Source organism: Vibrio sp. V38_P2S17PM301 (genome assembly GCF_009904845.1).
GTDB lineage: Bacteria > Pseudomonadota > Gammaproteobacteria > Enterobacterales > Vibrionaceae > Vibrio > Vibrio proteolyticus.
On the sequence record NZ_WXWO01000001.1, the window covers coordinates 1 to 22,365 of the forward strand.

Sequence of the window (22,365 nt, forward strand, 5' to 3'; positions counted from 1 at the left end):
CATATTGACTCTGAAAATAATGGCATTGTTAAATTTATTCAGGTTGTATTGAAAACAGAAAATTAAAGAAGTGTTGCGATTTTTTATTTGACTGAGTGGATTTCATCGCAGTAAGACAGCATCATTTGCGCCCCACACATCTCAGATAGTAGCCCTGATTGGCAGCGATTTTTCACAACTCAGCGACAGGCCGCGAGCAAAGCGGTAAAAAGAGATAAAATAACAGAGTCATACACCCACAAAGAGGTTCACTGTGCAGGAGATTATCGATATCGGTTGGGGTCAGCTAGGAGTGTTTGGGCTGATCCTGGTGGTTCCTCTTACTATCAACCATTATTATCAGCTTAATCTGGGACGCGACATCGTACTGGGTGTCGGCAGGATGACAATTCAATTATGTCTTGTCGGTGTCTACCTTGAGTATTTGTTCAGCCTCAACAGTCTGACCATCAACCTGCTCTGGCTAGTGCTGATGGTCATGGTCGGTGCCAGTGCCATTCTGAGTAAATCTCGGCTACCCAAACGTGTCCTGATGGGGCCAGTAAGCGCTGGATTAATGATCGGCCTGGCTCCGCTCCTGCTTATCCTTTGTTTAGCTGTAGTCCAACCCACTCCACTCTATAGCGCACAATATGTGATCCCTTTATCGGGTATGCTCCTTGGGAATAGCCTGAGTGGTAATATCGTTGCACTGCAGAATCTGTTCAGCGCGTACGAAGAGCGAAAAATGGAGTACGAAGCAGCAATTTCTCTTGGCGCTTCGCCTTATTATGCATCCAGACCGTTTGTGCAAAACGCCATGCAAAAAGCGCTGGCTCCGATCCTGGCATCGATGACCACTATGGGGTTAGTCACTCTACCGGGCATGATGACAGGTCAGATACTGTCAGGCGCGTCGCCAATGGTAGCGATCAAATACCAATTGATGATCATGATCGCGATTTTCACCATGATGAGCATCTCTCTCACGCTGTGTATCCAATTTACTCAGAGAAAAATTCTAACAAAAGAGGGGCGCGTTAGTGTTTCGTTCCTCAAACGATAAAGCTCACAAATCCTTGAAATTAAATTGCACACCGACTTTAAAACACGTTATCCACAGAAAATGTGGATAACCTTTTTACATCAGTTATCCACAAAATGAGATCCGCACGTCACAGAGGTGTATTTGAGTTGACACGACACCGTCATACTGGTTAATTATTATTCAACTTGCTTCTCATCTCAGACAAGGAATGCCGATGATTGAGTCAATGGTCACCAGACATCATGAGTACTCAGAGTTTGATCAGGATGATCTGAAAAACTGGTTGGTCACCACGCCCGATGAGCTGGTGGAATCCGAAACGTTAGACACTGACGTTACGGAGCAATGGATACATTAAAAAAGCGGCTCTTAATGAGCCGCTTTTTTACTTCAACCGTGCTGGGAACTCAGTCTCTCAGGTAGATCAACCAGTACCACATACCAACAAACAGACCACCGCCGATAATATTACCCAGTGTCACCGGAATCAAATTATTCAAGATAAACCCCGCTAGATTCAAATCCGCATATTGGCTGATGTCCGCCCCGGTCATCTGCCAGAATTCTGCCGGAGCAAACAACTTGATTCCGATCGCCATAGGCACCTGGAACATATTCGCAATGCAGTGCTCAAAGCCCGACGCAACAAACATTGCCACCGGCAGGATCAGCACCATCACTTTATCCGTCAAAGACCGGGCACTGAACGTCATCCAGACTGCCAGACACACCAGAACGTTACACATAATGCCAAGTGCGACCGCCTGAATGAAACTGTGATGGAGTTTATGTTGTGAAATGGCCATCGCATTGAGGCCAAGTTGACCGCCGTCTTCCATGTACTGGCGGGTCGCCAGCATGATCACCACCAGACAGATTGAACCCGCCATGTTGCCAAGGTACACCACTAACCAGTTTTTCAGCAGATCGGTCCAGGATATTTTGCCACTGGCTTTGGCCACTAATGTTAGCACCGAACTGGTAAACAGTTCTCCGCCGGTAATTACAACCAGAATCAACCCCAAGCTAAAGGCAAGACCACCAGCAAACTTACTCAGACCATAAGCGACATCCTGCGTCCCGGTGGTCACGACAGTATAAAATACGAAGGCAATTCCGATGTGAATGCCCGCTGACATTGCCAGTAAAAACGACTTGTAGAGTTTTTTATTGACCTTACCCACGCCGACTTCCGCGGCTCGCTCTGCCATTTGTGGCGGTAACAGCGAATCAAAAGGGTTTACGTTCATAGTCATAATGCAGTTACATTTTGAAACAGGTTATTCGGAGCGGCGGATGATCCCCCCAATCAAAAGGGAATTCAAGAGCAATTTTTTATGCTTACAGAAAATGTTGTAATCGAGAGTAGCAACACATTAATCGAGTTTATCAATCAGCGTGATCAAGCTGTGGGTCAGGAAATCATTTGCAGCATTAACTCTATGAATTTAGTAAAAAATGCGCTTAAACAATTGTATATAAACCCGTTTTAATTTCGCTTTAGCTTAATTTCTCATATTAAAAAGCATTTTTATTACTTTATATGCATATCGACGCAAAAAATTAAATTTACGCGCTTTAGCTAACATTTCTGGTCGCTGGTGATTGCCCGTTAGCTAGTGGGGTCATACTGTTGAACAAAGACCGAGAAAAAGGATATGCGGATGAAATATACCGATGAACACATCGCGGAACTAAACCTGTTGCTCCAGTTTGATTTGAGTAGCGCAGCCACTGGCATCAAGGTTCACCATCAGGCGTCAGAAGAGAGTCAGGCGGCCATCAAACGTCTGCATGAAAGAGGGCTATGTACCCTACCCGATGGCGGCTATCTGACGGATGAAGGGATAGAAGTCGCAGAGCATGCCGACAAAATTCTGCGTGTTCTCTGTTCATAAAGAAAGGGGCCGAACGGCCCCTTTTTACTGCTCTCCCACCCGACGGAACAACCACTGATAAGGCTGATATTTGTCGTAGCCCCAGTTGAACACCATGGTGTAGATAAAGAAGAACACCAGAAACCCGGCCTCAAGTACGATTGCTGCCATCAGGCTGATGTTGAGAAACCAGGCCACGGTCGGAATGGTAATAAACAGCAGCCCTCCTTCAAATCCTGTTGTATGGACTAAACGTACCGCCAGTGATCTCGTGGAGCGATCCGCTCCGGCAAAACGGTCAAAACCCAGGTTGTACACATAATTCCAAACCACGGTAAACAGGCTCAGCCCAACCCCCACCATGGCCAGTTGTCCGGTGCCTTTACCCGTCAGCAGAGCGGAAACAGGAATAATCATGATCAGCGCTAAAAGCTCAAACACAGCGGCATGAAAAAGGCGTTCTTTGTTTGTCATGGAATCTACTCACATTATTGTTGTATCGATAGGAAGATTTTCATCTAATATAGGGATAAGTAATAATTAGATACCATCGGTAAAAACGATATGTTTGGTATAGAACAACTTGAGGCCTTCGTCGCCACCGTTGACGCGGGCTCATTTTCCAGTGCAGCAAGAGCTTTGGGTAAAGCCCAGTCGGTTGTCAGTCAACACATCATGAATTTGGAGATCGATTGCGGTGTCGAACTGTTTGACCGCCACGGACGTTACCCTGTCCTGACAGAACATGGGACGAAACTGCTGTCGCACGCCCGTGCTACGCTGTTGCAGCACAAACGATTACAGCATACGGCCTCGACCTTGTTTCTAAACCAACCCTCGGAAATATGCATCGCGCTGGACGAAGGCATTCCCGTTCACAATATTTTGCCGACCATGCAGCAACTAGCGCAGCAGTTTCCGGATATTCAGTTGGAACTGCTAAGTGCCTCCAGCAAAGACATTATCGATATGGTTGAGAGCGGCCGGGCCACCACGGGATTGGTGTTCAGCGAATTGGATATCCCGCACGGGATTGATTTTGAATGCATCGGTGCAGTGAAGTTCGATATCTTTGTTGCCGCAACACATCCGCTCGGAGCGAGTGTCGCAGCCCACATGGATATGCTACGCCTTCATCGCCAGCTATTGATTCGCTCGCGCAATGTGGCGACCAGCAGCTTTCAGCAAGCAATCAGCCCAGATATTTGGTACGCAGACAACTATTACATTTTATTGGAGCTCGCTGTTGAAGGCTACGGCTGGTGCCTGCTACCCGAACATATTGCTGAATCTGCGGTGAAATCTGGTAAGTTAGTCAGAGTCCCGACAGAGTTCGAACGGTTAGGCTGGCTAGCGAATATCGATGTAATTCAACATCAGCGTCACAGTAGCCTGCCAATCTATCAGCAACTCAGATTTCTACTCAGAGAGCAAATAGGATAGCCATATGCAAAACATCACCATCATCGGTGCCGGGTGGCTGGGTAAGCCGCTCGCCAAGTTCCTTTCTACCATCGGGCATCAGGTCACGGTCAGCCGTACGACGGCAAAAGGATGCCAGGCATTACAAGAAGAAGGCATGCAGGCGTTTATCGCGGATCTTAACCACGATATTGAGCCGTTGACTGAAGAGCTGATTCGCCAGCAAAGCGAGATCGTGATTGGCTGCTTCCCTCCCGGCTTTCGCCGTGGCCATGGCGATAGCTACGTCCAACAATGGCAACATCTGGTCAGCGCCTGCCAAGCAGCAAAAGTACACAAAATCGTGATGATAAGTTCAACCACGGTTTATCCGTCCATTGCCGAAGACATGACCGAAGACAAAGCTAACCTGACTCTGGCAATGCACAATGAGCTGTTTTCCGACAACGCACGAATCATGCTGACCGCGGAACAAACCGTGATCGACTCAGGGCTCAAGTTTGCTATTGTCCGCCCAAGCGGCTTGATCGGTCCGGATCGCAATCCTGCCCGTTTTGCGGCCAGATTAAAGACGGTCAGCACGACCGCACCAGCCAACATGATTCATCAATTGGATGCCGTTGGCATCGTCAGTTTTTGTGCGCTGAAAGAAGGCAACCAAACTGTGAATGCCACCACGCCGTTTACTGTCAGCAAAGCAGAGTTCTATCAGCAGGCTATCGACTTGTCAGGTAATGATATTGCGCTGCCCCCTATCGTAGACCAAGCGGACAAACGCATTGTGGCGGATCGCATTGAATCTCTCGGATATCGCTTCCACTTTACTCATACGCTGGAAGCACTCAATCACATAGCGGAGCACGAACATGGCTGAACACCTCTACCAGCACTTAGAGACTTTGTGGAATTACATGCAGCTTAACCACCCCCCGCAGGCCGCGGACTGTCTGGTTGTGCTGGGTAGCAACGATGTTCGGGTGGCGGAAGTGGCGGCCCAGTTATATCACCAGAATCTGGCCCCAATAATTGTCTTCTCTGGTGGCGCTGGCCGCTTAACCGAAGGGCTGTTTGATAAAAGCGAAGCGGAAACCTTCGCGGAAGTAGCACGTGATTGTGGCGTACCAGCACATGCCATCATCCTCGAAACGGAAGCGTCCAACACGGGAGAAAACATTGTTTTTTCCCACCGTCAGCTCAAAACCCGAGGTATAGACGCCAAACAATTACTGCTGGTGCAAAAACCCTATATGGAAAGGCGCGCAATAGCGACGTTTGAAAAACAGTGGCCTGAGGAGTATGAACGTGTCGCGGTAACCTCTCAGGCCGGCTCTCTGCTGGATTACATTAATGAAGACATTGATTTGGATCTGGTGGTGACCGCAATGCTGGGTGACTTTGAGCGAATAAAAACCTATCCGGAGAAAGGCTTTCAGACTGCGCAGGACATCCCCGCCCATGTGGAACATGCCTACCAACAAGTGCTCAAACAGTATCCGCTGTGATGCCCTACACGCAGGCTGTAAGGACGTAGAGCAAGTGCAAATCAAACAAAAGCCCGGATAAACCGGGCTTTTTCATGTTGAGGATAACCGCGTTAGTGTACTGCCGCTTCACGCTCACTCAGGTAATGGAACTTGAGTTTATCGTTGTCCAACGTCACTTTTACCGTACCGCCGTCCACCAGCTCACCAAACAACAATTCATTGGCAAGAGGTTTTTTCAGTTGTTCCTGAATCACACGCCCCATTGGACGCGCGCCCATGGATTTGTCGTAACCCTTGTTTGCCAACCAATGACGGGCATCTTCGGACACTTCCAGTGACACGCCGCGAGCGTCCAGTTGCGCCTGAAGCTCAACAATGAACTTATCGACCACCTGATGAATCACCGCTTCATCCAGGCTATTGAACCAGATGATGTTGTCCAGACGGTTGCGGAATTCCGGTGTGAATACCTTTTTAATTTCCGACATCGCATCATGGCTGTGATCCTGCTGGATCAGGCCGATAGACTGTTTCACGGTTTCCTGAACGCCAGCATTGGTGGTCATCACCAGAATCACATTACGGAAGTCCGCTTTGCGGCCGTTGTTGTCGGTCAATGTCCCGTTGTCCATGACCTGTAGTAGCAGGTTAAAGATGTCCGGGTGCGCTTTTTCAATCTCGTCGAGCAACACAACAGAGTGAGGATGCTTGATCACCGCATCGGTGAGCAAGCCGCCCTGGTCATAACCAACGTAGCCAGGGGGCGCACCAATCAAACGGCTGATGGAATGACGCTCACCGTATTCCGACATGTCGAAACGCAGCAGTTCTATTCCCAGCAATTTAGATAACTGCACCGTCACCTCTGTTTTACCTACACCAGTAGGACCGGCAAACAGGAAAGAGCCCACAGGTTTGTTGTCCGCGCCCAAACCAGCACGAGACAGCTTGATGGCTTCCGACAATGCATCGATAGCCGCATCCTGTCCGAACACCAACATCTTCATCTTCTCATCCAAATTCTGCAGAATGTCTTTGTCTGAAGAAGAGACGGATTTCTCAGGAATGCGCGCCATTTTCGCAACCATGGCTTCAATATCTGCCACGCCGACGGTTTTCTTACGACGGCTGGCCGGAGCCAGACGGCTGCGGGCACCCGCTTCATCAATAACATCGATCGCCTTATCGGGCAGATGACGCTCATTGATGTACTTCGCCGACAACTCCACTGCCGCACGCAGCGCTTTGTTGGTGTAACGCACTTCATGGTGCGCTTCGTATTTCGGTTTTAGCCCCATCAAAATCTTGGTCGTATCGTCGAGCGACGGTTCTACGATATCGATTTTCTGGAATCGACGTGACAAGGCACGCTCTTTCTCAAAAATGTTGCTGTACTCTTGGTAGGTTGTCGAACCAATACAGCGTAACTTACCGCTGCTCAGTAACGGCTTGATCAGATTGGCCGCGTCCACCTGACCACCTGACGCCGCACCGGCACCGATAATAGTGTGAATCTCGTCAATGAACAGGATCGCATCCTGTTCTTTTTCCAGCTGTTTGAGAATCGTTTTAAAACGCTTCTCAAAGTCACCGCGGTACTTAGTGCCCGCAAGCAGTGAACCAATGTCCAGCGAATAAATGACGCTGTTCTGAATCACTTCCGGCACATTTCCTTCAACAATTCTCCACGCAAGACCTTCGGCAATGGCGGTTTTACCCACCCCGGCTTCCCCGACGAGCAACGGGTTATTTTTACGACGGCGACACAATACCTGAATGGTGCGCTCCAGTTCTTTGTCACGACCAATCAGCGGATCGATATTGCCTTCTTTCGCCATCTGGTTGAGGTTGGTTGCAAAACTTTCCAGGCGCTCTTCTGAACCGGAATCATCGGTACTTTCACTACTGAACGAGTCAGAAGAAGAGGAAGCGTCGTCTCCGGTATTTGACGCTTTAGTAATGCCGTGAGAAATAAAGTTAACGATATCCAGTCGACTGATGTCGTTCTTTTTCAGCAGGTAAGCAGCATGGGATTCCTGCTCACTAAAAATGGCAACCAACACGTTTGCGCCAGTCACTTCATTGCGTCCGGATGACTGAACGTGGAATACGGCGCGTTGAAGTACCCGCTGGAAACTGAGCGTGGGTTGAGTTTCACGCGTCTCATCATTTTCTGGAATGAGCGGCGTGGTTTGATCGATAAAAATATCCAGTTCCTGGCGCAAGGCGTCCAGGTCGGCCTGACAGGCAAGTAGGGCTTCTCTGGCGGCATCATTGTCCAACAATGCCAACAGGAGGTGCTCGACGGTCATAAACTCATGTCGTTTGTCTCTGGCACGAGCGAACGCACCGTTCAGACTTGACTCTAATTCTTTATTCAGCATAAGTACCTCCTTAAGGAACAACAATGTTGTTCGAACAAGTTCTACGCTTGTTCCATCGTACAAAGTAGCGGATGCTCATTTTCCCTTGAGTACATCGTCACTTGTGCTACTTTCGTCTCCGCGACTTCGGCCGTAAACGTGCCGCAAACCGCTCTACCTTCGTAGTGTACCTTGAGCATGACCTGCGTCGCTTTATCAATGTCCATCGAGAAAAAACGCTCAAGGATTTCAATCACAAAGTCCATAGGTGTGTAATCGTCGTTATTGAGGATTACGTTATACATAGCCGGTGGCTGGACTTTGGTTTTCTCTTTCTCCAGTAGGTCTGAGTCTGGAGACACCCATTCAAAATGTTTGCTCATGGTTTATTGGATTCAGAGTGCCCTTTCTAACAAGTTTACCACTGAATTGTGGCAATTTTTTGTGTCGTGAGTCTCCAAGTAGGGACAGGAAATTGACCTGTCGAAAAGACCTCTTACTTAGAGACTAATGCAGCAATTGTATCGCTGCAAATAAAAGATTTCTATTGCACAGCGTACACGGTTTGTTTGCACAGAATACAGACAAAAGTCGCGTTTTGTCTCAGCAAAGCACTAATGAGGATTTGCAAGGTTACAGCAATGTAAACATCAATAGTGATTTGTTTGCAAATATGCAGGTGTTAATACGTTTTTACTATTGACTGTGCTCAATCATTGACTACATTGGGGATGAGTGACTAAAAATTTGGCAGCGGCTGAATTGATATTCACTTTTGTATCAAAGACGACATAGGAAGTAACAGGTCGTCGCACAAACAACATCAGTAACAAAATGCATGAGGGATGTATAGCATGGCTACAGGTACAGTAAAATGGTTTAACAATGCCAAGGGATTTGGTTTTATCTGTCCGGAAGGTGAGGACGGCGATATTTTCGCGCACTATTCAACCATTCAGATGGACGGTTATCGTACCCTAAAAGCTGGCCAACAAGTAAGTTATGAAGTTGAACGTGGTCCAAAAGGATTTCACGCAAGCTCAGTGACCCCTATCGAGGGTCATTCGTTAAAATAGTTCGCTGCCAAGTGTTGTAGTAACAAAAAACCCGCCTGCTAGCGGGTTTTTTATTGGTCATCGACTTAGCCGATGATCTTATTCAGAATCGTGCTTGGACGCATCAGCGCCGACGCTTTGTCGAATTCAGGCAGGTAATAACCACCTAAATCACCCGGCGTGCCCTGAGCGCCATTGAGCTCAGCCACGATCGCAGCTTCATTCTCAGCCAGAGCTTTTGCGATTGGGGCAAACTGCGCCGCCAGTTCCGCATCATCCGCTTGCTCAACCAGCGCCTGAGCCCAGTAAGTCGCCAGATAGTAATGGCTGCCACGGTTATCCAGTTCACCCACTTTACGTGATGGCGACTTGTTGTTGTCCAGAAACTGACCCGTTGCTTTGTCCAAAGCATCAGCCAGCACTTGGGCCTTAGCATTGCCAGCCACAGTACTTAGATGTTCAAGCGACGCCGCCAAAGCCAGGAACTCACCCAGGGAATCCCAACGCAGATGGTTTTCTTTCTCAACCTGTTGAACGTGCTTCGGCGCAGAGCCGCCTGCCCCGGTTTCAAACAAGCCACCACCGTTCATCAGCGGTACAATAGACAACATCTTAGCTGACGTACCCAGTTCCAGAATCGGGAACAGGTCGGTCAGGTAGTCACGCAGTACGTTACCTGTGACTGAAATAGTGTCCAGACCTTCTTTGATGCGGTCAAGCGAGAACATACATGCTTCCAGCGGTGCCAGGATCTTAATGTCCAGACCGTTTGTGTCGTGCTCTGGCAAGTAGGCATTCACTTTCTTGATCAGTTCCGCATCATGGGCGCGGTGTTCATCAAGCCAGAATACCGCTGGTGCGCCGGTGGCACGTGCACGCGTCACTGCCAGTTTCACCCAATCCTGGATAGGTGCATCCTTGACCTGACACATACGGAAGATATCGCCTTCCTCTACGGCTTGCTCCAGCAACACGGTGCCTGACGCATCAACGATACGTACACTGCCCGCCGCATCCAGAATGAACGTCTTATCGTGCGAACCGTACTCTTCCGCTTTCTGCGCCATCAAACCAACGTTTGGTACGCTACCCATTGTCGTCGGATCGAAAGCGCCGTGCTCTTTACAGAAGTCGATCACTGCCTGGTAAATGCCCGCGTAACTGCGGTCCGGAATCATCGCTTTGGTGTCTTGTTGCTTACCATCAGGGCCCCACATTTGGCCTGACGCACGCAGCATTGCCGGCATAGAGGCATCCACAATGATGTCACTCGGCACGTGCAGGTTGGTGATACCACGATCGGAGTCAACCATCGCCAGTGGTGGTTGTGTTTCGTACACGGCTTGCAGCGCGGCTTCGATTTCTGCTTTCTGCGCTTCTGGCAGAGCCTGAATCTTCGCATAAACATCGCCAATGCCGTTGTTGACATCCACACCCAGTTTAGTGAATAGCTCACCGTACTTGTCGAATACGTCTTTGTAGTAGACTTTCACCGCATGTCCGAAAATCACTGGATCAGACACCTTCATCATGGTGGCTTTCATGTGCAGTGACAGCAGAACGTCTTTCTGTTTTGCATCGGCGATTTCTTGCTCAAAAAACGCAACCAAGGCTTTTTTGCTCATCACCGAGCTGTCAATGATCTCTTTGTCCAGCAGCGGAAATGCCGCTTTCAGTTCCTTCACTGAACCGTCTTGGCCGACAAATTCAATTTTTACGTCAGTGGCGCCGTCTAACGTCAGCGACTTCTCACTACCGAAGAAGTCTTTGTCTGACATGCTTGAGACATGAGATTTAGAGTCTGCAGACCACGCCCCCATGGAATGTGGGTTCTTCTTCGCGTAGTTCTTCACAGACGTAGGCGCACGACGATCAGAGTTACCTTCACGCAATACCGGGTTTACCGCACTGCCTTTGATCTTGTCGTAGGTTGCTTTGATCGCTTCTTCTTCGTACGTGCTTGGCTCATCCGGGTAGTTCGGTAGGTCGTAACCTTTGGCCTGAAGCTCTTTGATGGCCGCTCTTAGCTGAGGGACAGATGCCGAGATGTTCGGAAGTTTGATGATGTTCGCTTCAGGGGTTTTCGCTAATTCGCCCAGCTCAGCCAGAGCGTCACCAATACGCTGGCCTTCTTTCAGATGTTCAGGGAAGTTCGCAATGATGCGCCCAGCCAGAGAGATATCGCGTGTTTCGACGTTGATACCCGATGAAGCAGTGAAGGATTGAATGATCGGTAGCAGTGAATACGTGGCTAGTGCTGGTGCTTCATCAGTGATGGTGTAAATAATTGTAGGTTTTTCTGTAGGCATGAAATTTCCCTATTGTTCTAACAGTCGTCATCGGATGAATGACGCTGTGTGAATGTCCGCTTACAAGTTGGTACTTCATCCCCTCAATACTTGCATGCGATTGTCTGTCTCTTTAATGTTCTCTGTATCTCCTCTTCAGGAGCACAGTCCGTGAGAGCTTGTTAGTTATAATTAAACAAAACCAAGATAATAGTCTATTATCTTGTTCGCCAATCCTGTTTTTGGGCGCGCAAATGATAGCCTATTTCAGGCTTGCAGAAAACTTTCCACCACAGTTCATTTACATTTTTGCAAGGTAGTTAACATGTCACCAAGCTCACATCGTGAGTCGCCGCGAAAATCTTCTGATTCTCGCAAAAACGGTTTTAAACGTCGTGCGACCCAGCACAAAGCAGCGTCAGCCAATGGCAAACATCGCCAGAGCCGGCCGGCACAAAAAGCCCGAGTCGCGCCACAAGACCGACAAGTGATCGTGTTTAACAAACCGTACGACACCCTCAGCCAGTTTACGGATGGCGATGGACGTAAAACACTCGCGGACTACATCCCGGTGAAAGATGTCTACGCCGCAGGGCGACTCGATCGAGACAGTGAAGGTCTGATGGTACTGACCAATGACGGTGTATTGCAAGCCAGACTCACTCAGCCAAAATCTAAGTCCCCGAAAACCTACTGGGTTCAGGTTGACGGTGCCCCGCAAGAGGCCGACTTGGAGAAATTACGCCAAGGCGTTGAGTTGAAAGACGGCATGACACTACCGGCGAAAGTCGAGATGATGGAAGCCCCTGAGATCTGGGAGCGCATTCCACCAGTGCGCTTTCGTGCCAACATTCCCACCACCTGGCTGGCCATCACGATTATTGAAGGCCGTAACCGACAGGTTCGGCGCATGACCGCTCATATCGGCTTTCCGACGCTGCGCCTGATCCGCTATTCCATGGGTGATATTACGCTGGACAATCTCCAGCCTGGGGAATGGAAACGTATCCAACTGGGCCGCTAGTCTTCCTCTTTTCTATCGCCATTTCGCCGGGCATCAAGCCGCACACCTACAACAAAAAAACGCCACTTCAACTGAAGTGGCGTTTTTTGTTTAAAACCAAATAAGCGAGTCAGGAGAGTACTTATTCTGCTTCTTTTTCTTTTGCTACCGTAACGGCAATCGCCAGTTCTTCCAACGCGGCTGGATTTGCCAGGCTTGGAGCATCGGTCAACAGACACGCTGCTGCAGTTGTTTTCGGGAATGCAATCACATCGCGGATGTTCTCTGTCCCACACAGCAGCATCACCAGACGGTCCAAACCAAACGCCAGACCCGCATGTGGTGGTGTACCGAATTTCAATGCATCCAGCAGGAAGCCAAATTTCAAGCGTTGTTCGTCCGCATCAATACCCAGGATATCGAACACCGCAGCTTGCATGTCTGCGTTATGGATACGAACAGAGCCACCGCCCACTTCGTAGCCATTGATAACCATATCGTAAGCGTTTGAGTTTGCTGCTGCCGGGTTAGCTTTCAGCTCCTGCGCACTCACACCCAGAGGGGCTGTAAATGGGTGATGCATTGCGTGCAGATTACCTTCGTCGTCTTCTTCAAACATTGGGAAATCCACGACCCACAATGGTGCCCATGCAGACTCGTCAGTCAGTTGCAGGTCTTTGCCCAGCTTCAGACGCAGTGCACCCAGAGCTTCTGCCACGATACCGGCTTTGTCTGCACCAAACAGAATGATGTCACCAGATTCTGCGTGTGTGCGATCCAAAATGGCGTTGATCACATCTTCGCTCAGGAACTTCGCCACTGGCGACTGGATACCTTCCATGCCAGCAGCACGATCGTTGACCTTCATCCACGCCAGACCTTTCGCGCCGTAGATACCAACAAATTCCCCGTAACCGTCAATCTGTTTGCGGGTCAGTTCTGCGCCACCCGGGACGCGAATAACCGCAACACGGCCTTTTTCATCATTTGCCGGGCCTGAGAATACTTTGAACTCAACATCTTTAACGAGATCAGCAACGTCAACAAGCTCCAGCGGGTTACGCAGGTCAGGCTTGTCAGAGCCAAAACGGCGGATCGCTTCACTAAACGGCATTACCGGGAACTGGCCCAGGTCGACGTTTAGCAGCTCTTGCCACATTTCGCGCACCATTTTTTCCGTAGTCGCACGTACTTGATCAGACGTCATGAATGACGTTTCGATATCGATCTGAGTGAATTCTGGCTGACGGTCTGCACGCAAGTCTTCGTCACGGAAACATTTAACGATTTGGTAGTAACGATCAAAGCCCGACATCATCAACAACTGTTTGAATAGCTGAGGCGATTGAGGAAGCGCATAGAAGCTGCCTTTATGGACACGGCTTGGTACCAGATAGTCACGCGCACCTTCTGGGGTCGCTTTGGTCAACACTGGCGTTTCGATGTCAAGGAAACCGTTGTCATCCAGAAAACGACGTACGAAGCTAGAGGCTTTCGCGCGCAGTTTGATGCGATCACTCATTTCCGGGCGACGCAGATCCAGATAACGGTATTTCAGACGCTGCTCTTCAGTGTTCTTTTGGTTGAAATCCAGTGGAAGAACGTCCGAACGGTTGATGATTTCCAAGCCTTTGGCCAGAATCTCAACTTCACCGGTTGCCATGTCAGCATTGACCTGACTGTCTGGACGCGCACGTACTTCACCCGTCAGTTTGATACAGAATTCATTACGAAGTTGGTTCGCCACTTCATACGCATCTGCCATATCTGGATCAACAACTACCTGAACGATGCCTTCACGATCTCGCATATCAATGAAAATCAGACCGCCTAAATCGCGACGACGGTTAACCCAGCCGCAAAGTTCTACAGTTTGTCCTGCCAGGGACTTGTTCAGGTGACCACAGTAATGGGTACGCATAGTGAATTTCCCAATCTCTAATTAATCAGTTATCAATTTCCATGCTACAGAGCTAACCTAGCCGTAGCGCAAGATTTCATTTATACGCTTAAAGACGAGTAAAATCGACATTCAAGCGGACAATTTACAGGCTTTTTCGCCGCTTCAGCCGCCATTCGCACAAAAAGCAACCAAATTGTGATTCCAAGGCTGAAATGAGGGCGATTATATACGCTCGGTCCACCAAATTACACAATTGATCTAATCTCGCTTACACTGTGCATCTTAGCTCGAATAGGGTCACCATTAACCGATAAAACTTCATGGACACTCTACCAATACGTCTGGGCCTGACGATGTGGTCCCACGCTCAATGGCAAGCCAGTTTTTACGGCAGCGGAACCAAGCCGGCAGACAGACTGGAGCGCTATGCCCGCGTGTTTCATACCGTTGAGGGCAATACCACCTTCTATGCGACACCTTCCCCCATAACGGTGCAAAACTGGCGCAGCGCCACCCACGATGACTTCCGTTTCACGTTCAAACTGCCCAAAGCCATCACTCATCAGCAGTTATTGAAAAACTCCCAGGAGCTGCTGCGCGAATTTATGAATGTCATGGCACCGCTGCATGAACGCGTTGGCCAATGGACGATTCAATTACCTGCGGCGTTCGGCCCCGAGCATCTGGATCACCTCAAGGTATTTTGTCGCCAGTTTCCTCAGCATTTTCCGTTAGGGGTCGAAGTCCGTCATCCGGCTTTCTTTGCCAAAGGTGATGAAGAAAAAGCCCTTAATCAATGGCTACTGGAAACCGGAATTGACCGCATTATCATGGACAGCCGCCCCGTCTTCGCGGCACCACCAAACACCGAAGCCGTGATCGATGCCCATCAGAAGAAACCTCGCGTCCCCGTGCATGCGATTTCAACCGCTGCCCACCCAATGATTCGATTTATCGGTCACCCCGATTTGGAGGAAAACCTGGGTTTCTTTGCGCCGTGGCTGAAGAAACTGCCCGCTTGGATCGCGCAAGGTAAACAACCTTACGTGATGATCCATACCCCGGACAATGTCGAAGCACCACAGTTGGCATTGAGGCTGTATCAGCAGTTGCAACAGCTAATGACGCTGCCGGATTTAGCGCCCTTCCCGGCTAAAGATGGCGATACTCAGCTCCAGATGTTCTGAGTCAAGCCGCTGTCTGTAATGACACAGGCGTAATTTTCCCCTAAAATACGCGCCTTTTTCCGAGCCAGCACTGTGCTGGTCTGTTGGTAGTGCGAGATAAACTATGAGCAATAAAGACATCATCTTTTCCGCTCCGATTGATAAAATCGGCGACTTTACCTTCGACGAACGCGTCGCTGAAGTCTTTCCCGATATGATCCAGCGTTCAGTACCCGGATACAGCAACATCATCTCGGCCATCGGTATGCTGGCGGAGCGCTTCGTCAAGCCGCATTCCACCATCTACGACCTGGGTTGCTCGCTCGGTGCCGCGACTCTGTCTATGCGTCGCCACATCAATCAGGAAGGTTGCCGCATCATTGCTGTCGATAATTCTTCAGCGATGGTCGAACGTTGTAAGCTGCACGTCAACGCTTACCGCAGCGATACTCCTGTCGAAGTGCTCGAAGCCGATATCCGCGATGTCGAAATCGACGATGCGTCAGTCGTGGTGCTCAACTTCACCTTGCAATTTCTTAAGCCTGAAGACCGATACGCGTTGCTGGAAAAAATCTACGCCGGCCTGCGTCCGGGCGGTATTTTGATCCTGTCGGAAAAATTTGTGTTTGAAGATGAAGTCTCACACGAACTTCTGATTGACCTTCACCATGACTTCAAACGCGCCAATGGCTACAGCGAACTGGAGATCAGCCAGAAACGCAGTGCGATCGAAAATGTTATGCGTCCTGATTCGATCACCGCTCACAAGGAACGTTTTAGCAAAATTGGCTTCGCCAGTTACGATGTGTGGTTCCAGTGCTTCAACTTCGGCTCGATGTTTGCCATTAAATAGATGGCCTTCAGGTGATGGTGTTTCGACTCCCCCGGAGGAACACGCGTCCAAACCGTATGCAAACCGGGGAATGGCTTTTAAACCAGGAACTTTTCCATGTTTAGTTTTGGTAACTTCTACCAGTTGATCGCTCAGGATACTCGCCTGCAGCATTGGCTGAATACCCTTCCACAACAGCTGACGGACTGGCAGAACGCTCAGCACGGCGATTTCGAGCGCTGGCTGCGTGCGCTGAAAAAAATCCCGCAAGGCATGCCGGATCACATCGATATAAAAAATGCCGTCAGCGTGCGTAATGAAAACGCGTTGCCCGAAGGCGAATTCAAAAAACTGGAAAACCTGCTGAAAACCTTTCACCCGTGGCGTAAAGGTCCGTATGATCTTCATGGCATTCATATTGATACCGAATGGCGAAGCGACTGGAAGTGGGATCGCTTGCTCCCTCACATCACACCACTGAAAAACCGCACTGTGCTGGACGTTGGCTGTGGTAATGGTTATCACATGTGGCGTATGCTGGGCGAAGAGGCACGTTTGTGTGTCGGCATCGACCCGTCTCACTTGTTCCTTATCCAATTTGAAGCCATTCGCAAGCTGATGGGCGACGATCAACGCATCCACCTGCTGCCGCTCGGTATTGAGCAACTGCCAGAGCTGGAAGCGTTCGACACCGTATTCAGCATGGGAGTACTCTATCATCGCCGTTCACCGCTTGATCACCTGTTGCAGTTGAAAAACCAACTGGTATCAGGCGGCGAGTTGATCCTCGAAACACTGGTGATTGAAGGCGACGAAAATGCCGTGCTGGTGCCTGTTGACCGTTACGCCCAAATGCGCAATGTCTATTTTTTCCCTTCTGCAAAAGCACTGAAAGTGTGGCTGGAGCAGAGCGGATTTATCAACGTACGCATCGTGGATGAAAACGTCACATCCCTTGGTGAGCAACGCACCACCTCCTGGATGACACACAACTCGCTGCCGGATTACATCGATCCGACGGACCCGACAAAAACCGTTGAAGGTTACCCGGCACCACGCCGCGCAATTTTAATTGCCAATAAACCATAATTGACACAGTTTTAACGTGTATAATGCACGCGGAAGATACCCTAATGCCGAGCGATAAAGGGGCAGTTTTCGCCTTTATCGCTGGAAGCAGGTAACCCCCGAGGTGCAGGGCTCTGTGTACGACCACTTTCTAATGTCAAGCCATCCGGTTTTCCGTTGCCAGACGCGGCAGAAAACGAGAAGTCTATCACTAAACTCGCCCTCACTGTTACCTGAGCAGATAACTATAACCACAGCGTGATAAAGGTGAAGTTTCTGGCCTTGTCGTCGTTTGTGGAGATAAGCTAAACTCGCAAAATACAAACACTTAACGCTATTTTTAAGGTTTTCAATGTTTACTCGACTGGCACCCGTTATTGCAGTTAGTTTGCTTTCAGGATGCGCACTGACCAATTCCGAACAATACCACCAGGAAACGCTGACGGCGATCAACACGTCTGAAGCGGAACTGACTAACAAAATTACCAACCTGGAACTCCAAATGAGTAATCAATCCGATTACATTGATAGTTTGGAAGGTGACATAAAAGCGCTCAGCAAGCAGATTGCTTCGTTTAAGAAAGTAACCCTGGAAAAGCTGAATGAAAAGCCAGAGCCAGTAGAGCCAGCCCCTGTGCCGCTCCCTACCCCGATGCCAGATAACATCATTCTGGGTGAAATCGAAAAAGTGACCATTGACTCTATCAAGCAGACGTTTGATGCCCGTGTTGATACCGGGGCAGCGACTTCCTCACTCAACGCTGTGGATATTGAGCAATTCGAGCGCAATGGTAAAAATTGGGTGCGTTTCCACCTCTCCGATGGTGAAAAAACGCTTGATGCCGACAATTGGATCGAAGCGCCTATTATTCGTTTTGTCAAAATCCGCCAATCGACCTCTGAAGATGTCGAACGCCGCGCCGTGATTGAATTGTGGGTCAGAGTCGGAAAAATTCATGAAAAAGCGCAATTTACTTTGGCAGACCGTTCGCAAATGAGCCATCCTGTTCTACTGGGCAGGGAGTTCATTCGTGACATCGCCGTGGTTGATGTCAGCCGAAAATATATTCATACGGAAGACAAACAAAAACAATAAGGTAGTTTATGACGTCCAAAGTACCATTTTACCTGTCAGTTCTGTTACTGATAGTTGCTGGGATCGCTCTTAGCATTTTCAGACACAATAGTTATGGCGTCCCTTGGACGCCGGGCGAAACACGCCAAGTATGGGATTTAGAAGCCCGGATTGAATTTACCGCCCAGAATAAACCCGTCAAAGCCTCTCTGGCAGCCCCACATACTCAAGACGGTTTCACTCTTGTCAATGAATCAGCCTCCTCGCCAGGCTATGGTGTCTCTTACATCAACTCGGATTCCGGTCGCCGCGTAGAATGGTCGGTCCGCAATGCCCGTGGCGCACAGACTATTTACTACAAAGCTCAGTTTTTGGTGGACTCTCAAGCCAAAGTCGATCCGATTCCACCGAGCGGCGAAGTACTCAAACCGACATTTGATGGCCCCAGTGAGGCAGCAGCAGTTGCTCTGATCCAACAAGCCAATGAGCGTTCCGCTGATGACGTCACCTTTACCCGTGAACTGATCAAAGCCCTCAATGATGGCGACAGTCAGAATGCCGCCTTGATCCTGAACAGCATGAGCAAAGTCCAGGCGATTGATAAGTTGCTGGCATACGCAGGTATCCAGAGTAAAGTCGTCGGTGTGATTCAGTTGGAAGATGGCCGCCGCCGTCAAAGCATTCAACAGATGAACCAGGTATGGAGTGGCAAAAAATGGATCTTGTTCAACCCGGACAATATCAGTCAGGAAATTCAGCCAAACCTGTTGGTGTGGGATGAGTCCAACGTTTCTCTGCTTGACCTGATTGGTGGTCAGAATAGTCAGGTGACGTTCTCAATGATCGCTCAGGACGTGACACCACAACAGGCAACCAGCGATAAAATTGAAGCGGACGGCTTGCTGAACTTCTCAATTCACAGTTTGCCACTGGAAGAACAGGCGATGTTTAAAACCATCATGCTGATTCCAATCGGCGCGTTAATTGTTGTGTTCCTGCGTGTGATTGTCGGATTGAAAACATCCGGTACGTTCATGCCGGTACTGATTGCAGTCGCTTTCGTCCAAACTCAGTTGTTGACCGGTATTGTCGGCTTCCTATTGATTGTCGGGACCGGCCTTATCATCCGCAGTTACCTGTCCAAACTTAACTTGCTGTTGGTGGCGAGGATATCGGCGGTAATTATTACCGTGATCATGATTATCTCGCTGTTTACCGTGATCGCTTTCAAAATCGGTTTGACAGAAGGGCTGACGATTACCTTCTTCCCGATGATCATCCTGTCGTGGACCATTGAACGGATGTCCATCCTGTGGGAAGAAGAAGGTCCGAAAGAAGTGGCTATGCAAGGCGGTGGCTCACTCCTGACCGCTGTTTTGATCTATTTGGCAATGACCAACAGCTACATCCAACACCTGACCTTTAACTTCATCGGTCTGCAACTGATCGTTCTAGCAGGCATTTTGTTGCTGGGTACCTATACGGGTTACCGCCTGACCGAACTGCGTCGCTTCAAACCACTTGTGGAGGACTAAACGATGTTTTTTTCTCGTTATACCTCCCCGAGCAAGTTAAAGCACAAAGGGATCATGGGCATGAACCAACGTAACCACAGTTACATTGGTCGCTACAACGACCGCTCCAAATACCCTTTGGTGGACGACAAGCTGAAAACCAAAATCATTGCTCAGGCAGCGGGCGCGACGGTACCGAAACTGATTGGTGTGATCGCGAACCAAGCCGAAGTGAGAACCATCCACGAGATGGTGAAAGATTGGCCAGGGTTTGTCATCAAACCGGCTCAAGGCAGTGGTGGTAAAGGCATTCTCGTCGTGATCTCGCACAAAGATGGGGTGTACACCAAACCATCTGGGGCGACCATAAACAAAGAGGACGTTGAGCGCCACATCAGTAACGCACTGGCAGGACTGTTTTCTTTGGGCGGCAAGAATGACGTTGCCGTGGTCGAGAACCTGATTAAGTTTGATGACTGCTTTGATGGCTTCAGCTACGAAGGTGTGCCCGATGTGCGCATCATCGTTTTCAAAGGCTACCCGGTGATGGCGATGATGCGCTGCTCGACTTCGGCATCTGACGGCAAAGCCAACCTGCACCAGGGTGCGGTCGGCGTCGGTATCTGTATTGCAACCGGACGTGCAGTACGAGCCGTCCAGTTTGATCAACCAGTAACTCATCATCCGGACACAGGAAAAGAGCTGTCAACGCTCAAAGTCCCCCACTGGGAGCGTCTGCTGACACTCGCATCCAGTGCCTGGGAAATGACAGGACTTGGCTACATGGGCACCGATATGGTTCTGGACAAAGAAGAAGGTCCAATGGTACTGGAGCTCAATGCTCGACCTGGACTGGCAATCCAGATCGCCAACGGCTGTGGTCTGCTTCCTCGACTGCATCATATTGAAAGTATCGGCCGACCTGCAGAATACCCTAAGCCTGCTGAACGCGTGGCGTACGCTGCGCGACAGTTTGGGGTGTTTGCCAAAGAAATTACCGACTGATCCTGACCAGATACAACAATGCCCGCTCATAGCGGGCATTTTTATGGCTAATGTCCGGGCTAGATTTCCTCTTCCAGCGACGCTTGCAATTCACCGGCTTTTTCAATGTCTGCACGCGACATATGACGTTTGACTTCTTTGACCGCCTCGGCCGATTTTGCATAACCGTTGTCAGCCGCGATACTCAGCCAGGCAAGCGCTTTAACGAAATCGCTGTATACGCCATGGCCATTACGGTACGAATACCCCACCATGTACTGACTGTATTCATCACCCCACATCGCCGCTTCGCTAAAGTAGCTGAACGACTTTTTATCATCGGTCGTTTTAAACCCACACGGGCGCTTATATTCCGGGTAGTAGTACAGATTGCCCAGCGTCGCGTAAGACAACACATGTTCATCCGCATCAATGGCCTGGTTAAACAGTTTCATCGCGGTAGGACAGCTTTTCTCAACCCCTTCCCCATTCAGGTAAGCGATACCCAGGTTATACATCGCGCTGGCATCGCCCAGATCGGCCGCCTGTTTGAACCAATGGGCTGCCTGAACAAAATCTTTCTCTACGCCTTTGCCATCGTTATAAGAAAACGCCAGTTCGTACATGGCGTCCGAATAGCCGAGCTTCGCCGCTGCCAGATAATACTCATTGGCTTTCTTTAGGTCGACTTGAGTACCCTCACCATCAAAGTACATGACACCTAAACTGTAAAGCACATAAGCATCCTGGCCTTTTTCCGCCTGGTGATACCATTTTAACGCCTCGGCATAATCCTCTTGCTGGTAATAGTAGTAGTCCGCCAGTTCGGATTCTGCTTCATGACTTCCCTTCTGAGCGGCCTTTTTCAGGTAAACCAAGCCCTGATCGACATTTTCCTGCAACATGGACTCGTAGAGCAGGACTGACGCAGCCTCCATTAACTGAACAGGGTTATCCGATTTTTCCGCAGCTTGAAGCACCTGTAACTCATCAGGATCATACGACTCCAGACTGATGTCGTAGGCCAGTGCTGAGGTTGAAAAACCCAAAGCAAGTGAAGTGCATAGAAGTTTACGGCTCAATAACATCGTTAGTGTTCTCAAGGTTGTTATTATTAGAGGGTCAGTATTGTAGCCGCTTTCTTTTATGCAACAGAGTCATTAATTAACATTTTGAAAGTGATGTGATCCATAACGGTTTCTTATCCCGGGTAGCATGAAACCTTGCATGGTTGAGTTCGCTTCATGGAATGCATTGCGTACATTAAGCGCATAGGTAGTCAGGCCTAGAAAAAACGCCCGCAA

General features: G+C 49.3%; 21 protein-coding genes. 14 read left to right on the plus strand and 7 right to left on the minus strand.

What is annotated here, in order from left to right; all coding sequences use genetic code 11:
* Nucleotides 1-253 precede the first annotated feature (253 nt).
* Nucleotides 254-1,045, plus strand: coding sequence for an ABC transporter permease (locus CAG64_RS00005; protein WP_021707125.1), 792 nt, complete (start codon nucleotides 254-256; stop codon nucleotides 1,043-1,045).
* Between the two features lie 196 nt (nucleotides 1,046-1,241).
* Nucleotides 1,242-1,385, plus strand: coding sequence for a hypothetical protein (locus CAG64_RS00010; RefSeq protein ID WP_156008758.1), 144 nt, complete (start codon nucleotides 1,242-1,244; stop codon nucleotides 1,383-1,385).
* Between the two features lie 49 nt (nucleotides 1,386-1,434).
* On the opposite strand, the gene focA is transcribed toward CAG64_RS00010, so the two are convergent.
* Nucleotides 1,435-2,277, minus strand: a complete 843-nt coding sequence (gene focA, locus CAG64_RS00015) for a formate transporter FocA (RefSeq protein ID WP_161457275.1) — start codon at nucleotides 2,275-2,277, stop codon at nucleotides 1,435-1,437.
* 414 nt (nucleotides 2,278-2,691) lie between these two features.
* On the opposite strand from focA, the gene CAG64_RS00020 reads away from it, so the two are divergent.
* Entirely contained in the window at nucleotides 2,692-2,925 is a 234-nt protein-coding gene (locus tag CAG64_RS00020) for a TIGR02647 family protein (protein ID WP_021704079.1), read from the plus strand.
* Between the two features lie 24 nt (nucleotides 2,926-2,949).
* On the opposite strand, the gene CAG64_RS00025 is transcribed toward CAG64_RS00020, so the two are convergent.
* The gene (locus CAG64_RS00025) at nucleotides 2,950-3,378 is read right to left on the minus strand and encodes a PACE efflux transporter (protein WP_021704078.1); all 429 of its coding nucleotides are present in this window, start codon (nucleotides 3,376-3,378) and stop codon (nucleotides 2,950-2,952) included.
* 90 nt (nucleotides 3,379-3,468) lie between these two features.
* Here CAG64_RS00025 and CAG64_RS00030 point away from each other — a divergent pair, with 90 nt between their 5' ends.
* From CAG64_RS00030 to CAG64_RS00040, 3 genes are read left to right on the plus strand one after another with little or no spacing between them, the layout of a single operon-like run.
* Nucleotides 3,469-4,347, plus strand: coding sequence for a LysR family transcriptional regulator (locus tag CAG64_RS00030; RefSeq protein ID WP_161455125.1), 879 nt, complete (start codon nucleotides 3,469-3,471; stop codon nucleotides 4,345-4,347).
* 4 nt (nucleotides 4,348-4,351) lie between these two features.
* Nucleotides 4,352-5,200, plus strand: coding sequence for an NAD(P)H-binding protein (locus CAG64_RS00035; protein ID WP_161453272.1), 849 nt, complete (start codon nucleotides 4,352-4,354; stop codon nucleotides 5,198-5,200).
* Nucleotides 5,193-5,828 (plus strand): YdcF family protein, encoded by a 636-nt coding sequence (locus tag CAG64_RS00040; protein WP_161453273.1) that lies wholly within the window; start codon nucleotides 5,193-5,195, stop codon nucleotides 5,826-5,828. The genes CAG64_RS00035 and CAG64_RS00040 overlap by 8 nt, the downstream gene beginning before the upstream one ends.
* Before the next feature lie 92 nt (nucleotides 5,829-5,920).
* Here the strand turns inward: CAG64_RS00040 and clpA are convergent, their stop codons facing one another.
* Both clpA and clpS read right to left on the minus strand, forming a co-directional pair.
* A complete protein-coding gene (gene clpA / locus CAG64_RS00045) occupies nucleotides 5,921-8,194 on the minus strand; it encodes an ATP-dependent Clp protease ATP-binding subunit ClpA (protein ID WP_021704074.1) in 2,274 nt (757 codons plus the stop codon).
* A gap of 41 nt (nucleotides 8,195-8,235) precedes the next feature.
* Nucleotides 8,236-8,556, minus strand: a complete 321-nt coding sequence (gene clpS, locus CAG64_RS00050; RefSeq protein ID WP_021704073.1) for an ATP-dependent Clp protease adapter ClpS — start codon at nucleotides 8,554-8,556, stop codon at nucleotides 8,236-8,238.
* Nucleotides 8,557-9,027: 471 nt separating this feature from the next.
* Between clpS and cspD the strand changes: the two genes are divergently transcribed.
* Complete coding sequence (cspD, locus tag CAG64_RS00055; protein ID WP_040902247.1) at nucleotides 9,028-9,249, plus strand: cold shock domain-containing protein CspD; 222 nt, start codon at nucleotides 9,028-9,030, stop codon at nucleotides 9,247-9,249.
* Between the two features lie 65 nt (nucleotides 9,250-9,314).
* Here cspD and CAG64_RS00060 read toward each other — a convergent pair whose 3' ends face one another.
* Nucleotides 9,315-11,537: an NADP-dependent isocitrate dehydrogenase gene (locus CAG64_RS00060; protein ID WP_161455126.1), complete on the minus strand. Its 2,223-nt coding sequence runs from the start codon at nucleotides 11,535-11,537 to the stop codon at nucleotides 9,315-9,317.
* Between the two features lie 304 nt (nucleotides 11,538-11,841).
* Between CAG64_RS00060 and CAG64_RS00065 the strand changes: the two genes are divergently transcribed.
* The gene (locus tag CAG64_RS00065) at nucleotides 11,842-12,540 is read left to right on the plus strand and encodes a pseudouridine synthase (protein ID WP_161455127.1); all 699 of its coding nucleotides are present in this window, start codon (nucleotides 11,842-11,844) and stop codon (nucleotides 12,538-12,540) included.
* A gap of 121 nt (nucleotides 12,541-12,661) precedes the next feature.
* Here the strand turns inward: CAG64_RS00065 and aspS are convergent, their stop codons facing one another.
* Nucleotides 12,662-14,440 carry an aspartate--tRNA ligase gene (aspS, locus tag CAG64_RS00070; RefSeq protein ID WP_161453276.1) on the minus strand — a complete coding sequence of 593 codons (1,779 nt, stop codon included), beginning with the start codon at nucleotides 14,438-14,440 and terminating at the stop codon, nucleotides 12,662-12,664.
* A gap of 302 nt (nucleotides 14,441-14,742) precedes the next feature.
* Here aspS and CAG64_RS00075 point away from each other — a divergent pair, with 302 nt between their 5' ends.
* The 6 genes from CAG64_RS00075 (at nucleotide 14,743) to CAG64_RS00100 (ending at nucleotide 21,082) form a co-directional block, all read left to right on the plus strand.
* Nucleotides 14,743-15,609 (plus strand): DUF72 domain-containing protein, encoded by an 867-nt coding sequence (locus tag CAG64_RS00075; RefSeq protein ID WP_161455128.1) that lies wholly within the window; start codon nucleotides 14,743-14,745, stop codon nucleotides 15,607-15,609.
* Nucleotides 15,610-15,712: 103 nt separating this feature from the next.
* Complete coding sequence (cmoA, locus tag CAG64_RS00080; RefSeq protein WP_021704066.1) at nucleotides 15,713-16,441, plus strand: carboxy-S-adenosyl-L-methionine synthase CmoA; 729 nt, start codon at nucleotides 15,713-15,715, stop codon at nucleotides 16,439-16,441.
* A 96-nt stretch (nucleotides 16,442-16,537) separates the two neighbouring features.
* On the plus strand, nucleotides 16,538-17,509 hold the full coding sequence (cmoB, locus tag CAG64_RS00085) for a tRNA 5-methoxyuridine(34)/uridine 5-oxyacetic acid(34) synthase CmoB (protein WP_161453278.1): 972 nt from the start codon (nucleotides 16,538-16,540) through the stop codon (nucleotides 17,507-17,509).
* A gap of 331 nt (nucleotides 17,510-17,840) precedes the next feature.
* A complete protein-coding gene (locus CAG64_RS00090; RefSeq protein ID WP_021704064.1) occupies nucleotides 17,841-18,584 on the plus strand; it encodes an ATP-dependent zinc protease family protein in 744 nt (247 codons plus the stop codon).
* Nucleotides 18,585-18,592: 8 nt separating this feature from the next.
* Nucleotides 18,593-20,098 carry an inactive transglutaminase family protein gene (locus CAG64_RS00095; protein WP_021704063.1) on the plus strand — a complete coding sequence of 502 codons (1,506 nt, stop codon included), beginning with the start codon at nucleotides 18,593-18,595 and terminating at the stop codon, nucleotides 20,096-20,098.
* 3 nt (nucleotides 20,099-20,101) lie between these two features.
* Nucleotides 20,102-21,082, plus strand: a complete 981-nt coding sequence (locus CAG64_RS00100) for an alpha-L-glutamate ligase-like protein (RefSeq protein WP_021704062.1) — start codon at nucleotides 20,102-20,104, stop codon at nucleotides 21,080-21,082.
* A 59-nt stretch (nucleotides 21,083-21,141) separates the two neighbouring features.
* Here the strand turns inward: CAG64_RS00100 and CAG64_RS00105 are convergent, their stop codons facing one another.
* Complete coding sequence (locus tag CAG64_RS00105; protein WP_161455129.1) at nucleotides 21,142-22,149, minus strand: tetratricopeptide repeat protein; 1,008 nt, start codon at nucleotides 22,147-22,149, stop codon at nucleotides 21,142-21,144.
* Between the last annotated feature and the right edge of the window lie 216 nt (nucleotides 22,150-22,365).

Excerpts from the sequence above, each read along its gene's own strand:
- CAG64_RS00090 (WP_021704064.1), top strand. The coding sequence starts at position 17,841 with ATGTTTACTCGACTGGCACCCGTTATTGCAGTTAGTTTGCTTTCAGGA.
- clpA (WP_021704074.1), bottom strand. The coding sequence starts at position 8,194 with ATGCTGAATAAAGAATTAGAGTCAAGTCTGAACGGTGCGTTCGCTCGT.
- aspS (WP_161453276.1), bottom strand. The coding sequence starts at position 14,440 with ATGCGTACCCATTACTGTGGTCACCTGAACAAGTCCCTGGCAGGACAA.
- clpS (WP_021704073.1), bottom strand. The coding sequence starts at position 8,556 with ATGAGCAAACATTTTGAATGGGTGTCTCCAGACTCAGACCTACTGGAG.
- CAG64_RS00060 (WP_161455126.1), bottom strand. The coding sequence starts at position 11,537 with ATGCCTACAGAAAAACCTACAATTATTTACACCATCACTGATGAAGCA.
- CAG64_RS00010 (WP_156008758.1), top strand. The coding sequence starts at position 1,242 with ATGATTGAGTCAATGGTCACCAGACATCATGAGTACTCAGAGTTTGAT.
- CAG64_RS00065 (WP_161455127.1), top strand. The coding sequence starts at position 11,842 with ATGTCACCAAGCTCACATCGTGAGTCGCCGCGAAAATCTTCTGATTCT.
- focA (WP_161457275.1), bottom strand. The coding sequence starts at position 2,277 with ATGAACGTAAACCCTTTTGATTCGCTGTTACCGCCACAAATGGCAGAG.
- CAG64_RS00040 (WP_161453273.1), top strand. The coding sequence starts at position 5,193 with ATGGCTGAACACCTCTACCAGCACTTAGAGACTTTGTGGAATTACATG.
- cmoA (WP_021704066.1), top strand. The coding sequence starts at position 15,713 with ATGAGCAATAAAGACATCATCTTTTCCGCTCCGATTGATAAAATCGGC.
- CAG64_RS00035 (WP_161453272.1), top strand. The coding sequence starts at position 4,352 with ATGCAAAACATCACCATCATCGGTGCCGGGTGGCTGGGTAAGCCGCTC.
- CAG64_RS00020 (WP_021704079.1), top strand. The coding sequence starts at position 2,692 with ATGAAATATACCGATGAACACATCGCGGAACTAAACCTGTTGCTCCAG.
- cmoB (WP_161453278.1), top strand. The coding sequence starts at position 16,538 with ATGTTTAGTTTTGGTAACTTCTACCAGTTGATCGCTCAGGATACTCGC.
- CAG64_RS00030 (WP_161455125.1), top strand. The coding sequence starts at position 3,469 with ATGTTTGGTATAGAACAACTTGAGGCCTTCGTCGCCACCGTTGACGCG.
- CAG64_RS00095 (WP_021704063.1), top strand. The coding sequence starts at position 18,593 with ATGACGTCCAAAGTACCATTTTACCTGTCAGTTCTGTTACTGATAGTT.
- CAG64_RS00025 (WP_021704078.1), bottom strand. The coding sequence starts at position 3,378 with ATGACAAACAAAGAACGCCTTTTTCATGCCGCTGTGTTTGAGCTTTTA.
- CAG64_RS00075 (WP_161455128.1), top strand. The coding sequence starts at position 14,743 with ATGGACACTCTACCAATACGTCTGGGCCTGACGATGTGGTCCCACGCT.
- CAG64_RS00100 (WP_021704062.1), top strand. The coding sequence starts at position 20,102 with ATGTTTTTTTCTCGTTATACCTCCCCGAGCAAGTTAAAGCACAAAGGG.
- CAG64_RS00105 (WP_161455129.1), bottom strand. The coding sequence starts at position 22,149 with ATGTTATTGAGCCGTAAACTTCTATGCACTTCACTTGCTTTGGGTTTT.
- cspD (WP_040902247.1), top strand. The coding sequence starts at position 9,028 with ATGGCTACAGGTACAGTAAAATGGTTTAACAATGCCAAGGGATTTGGT.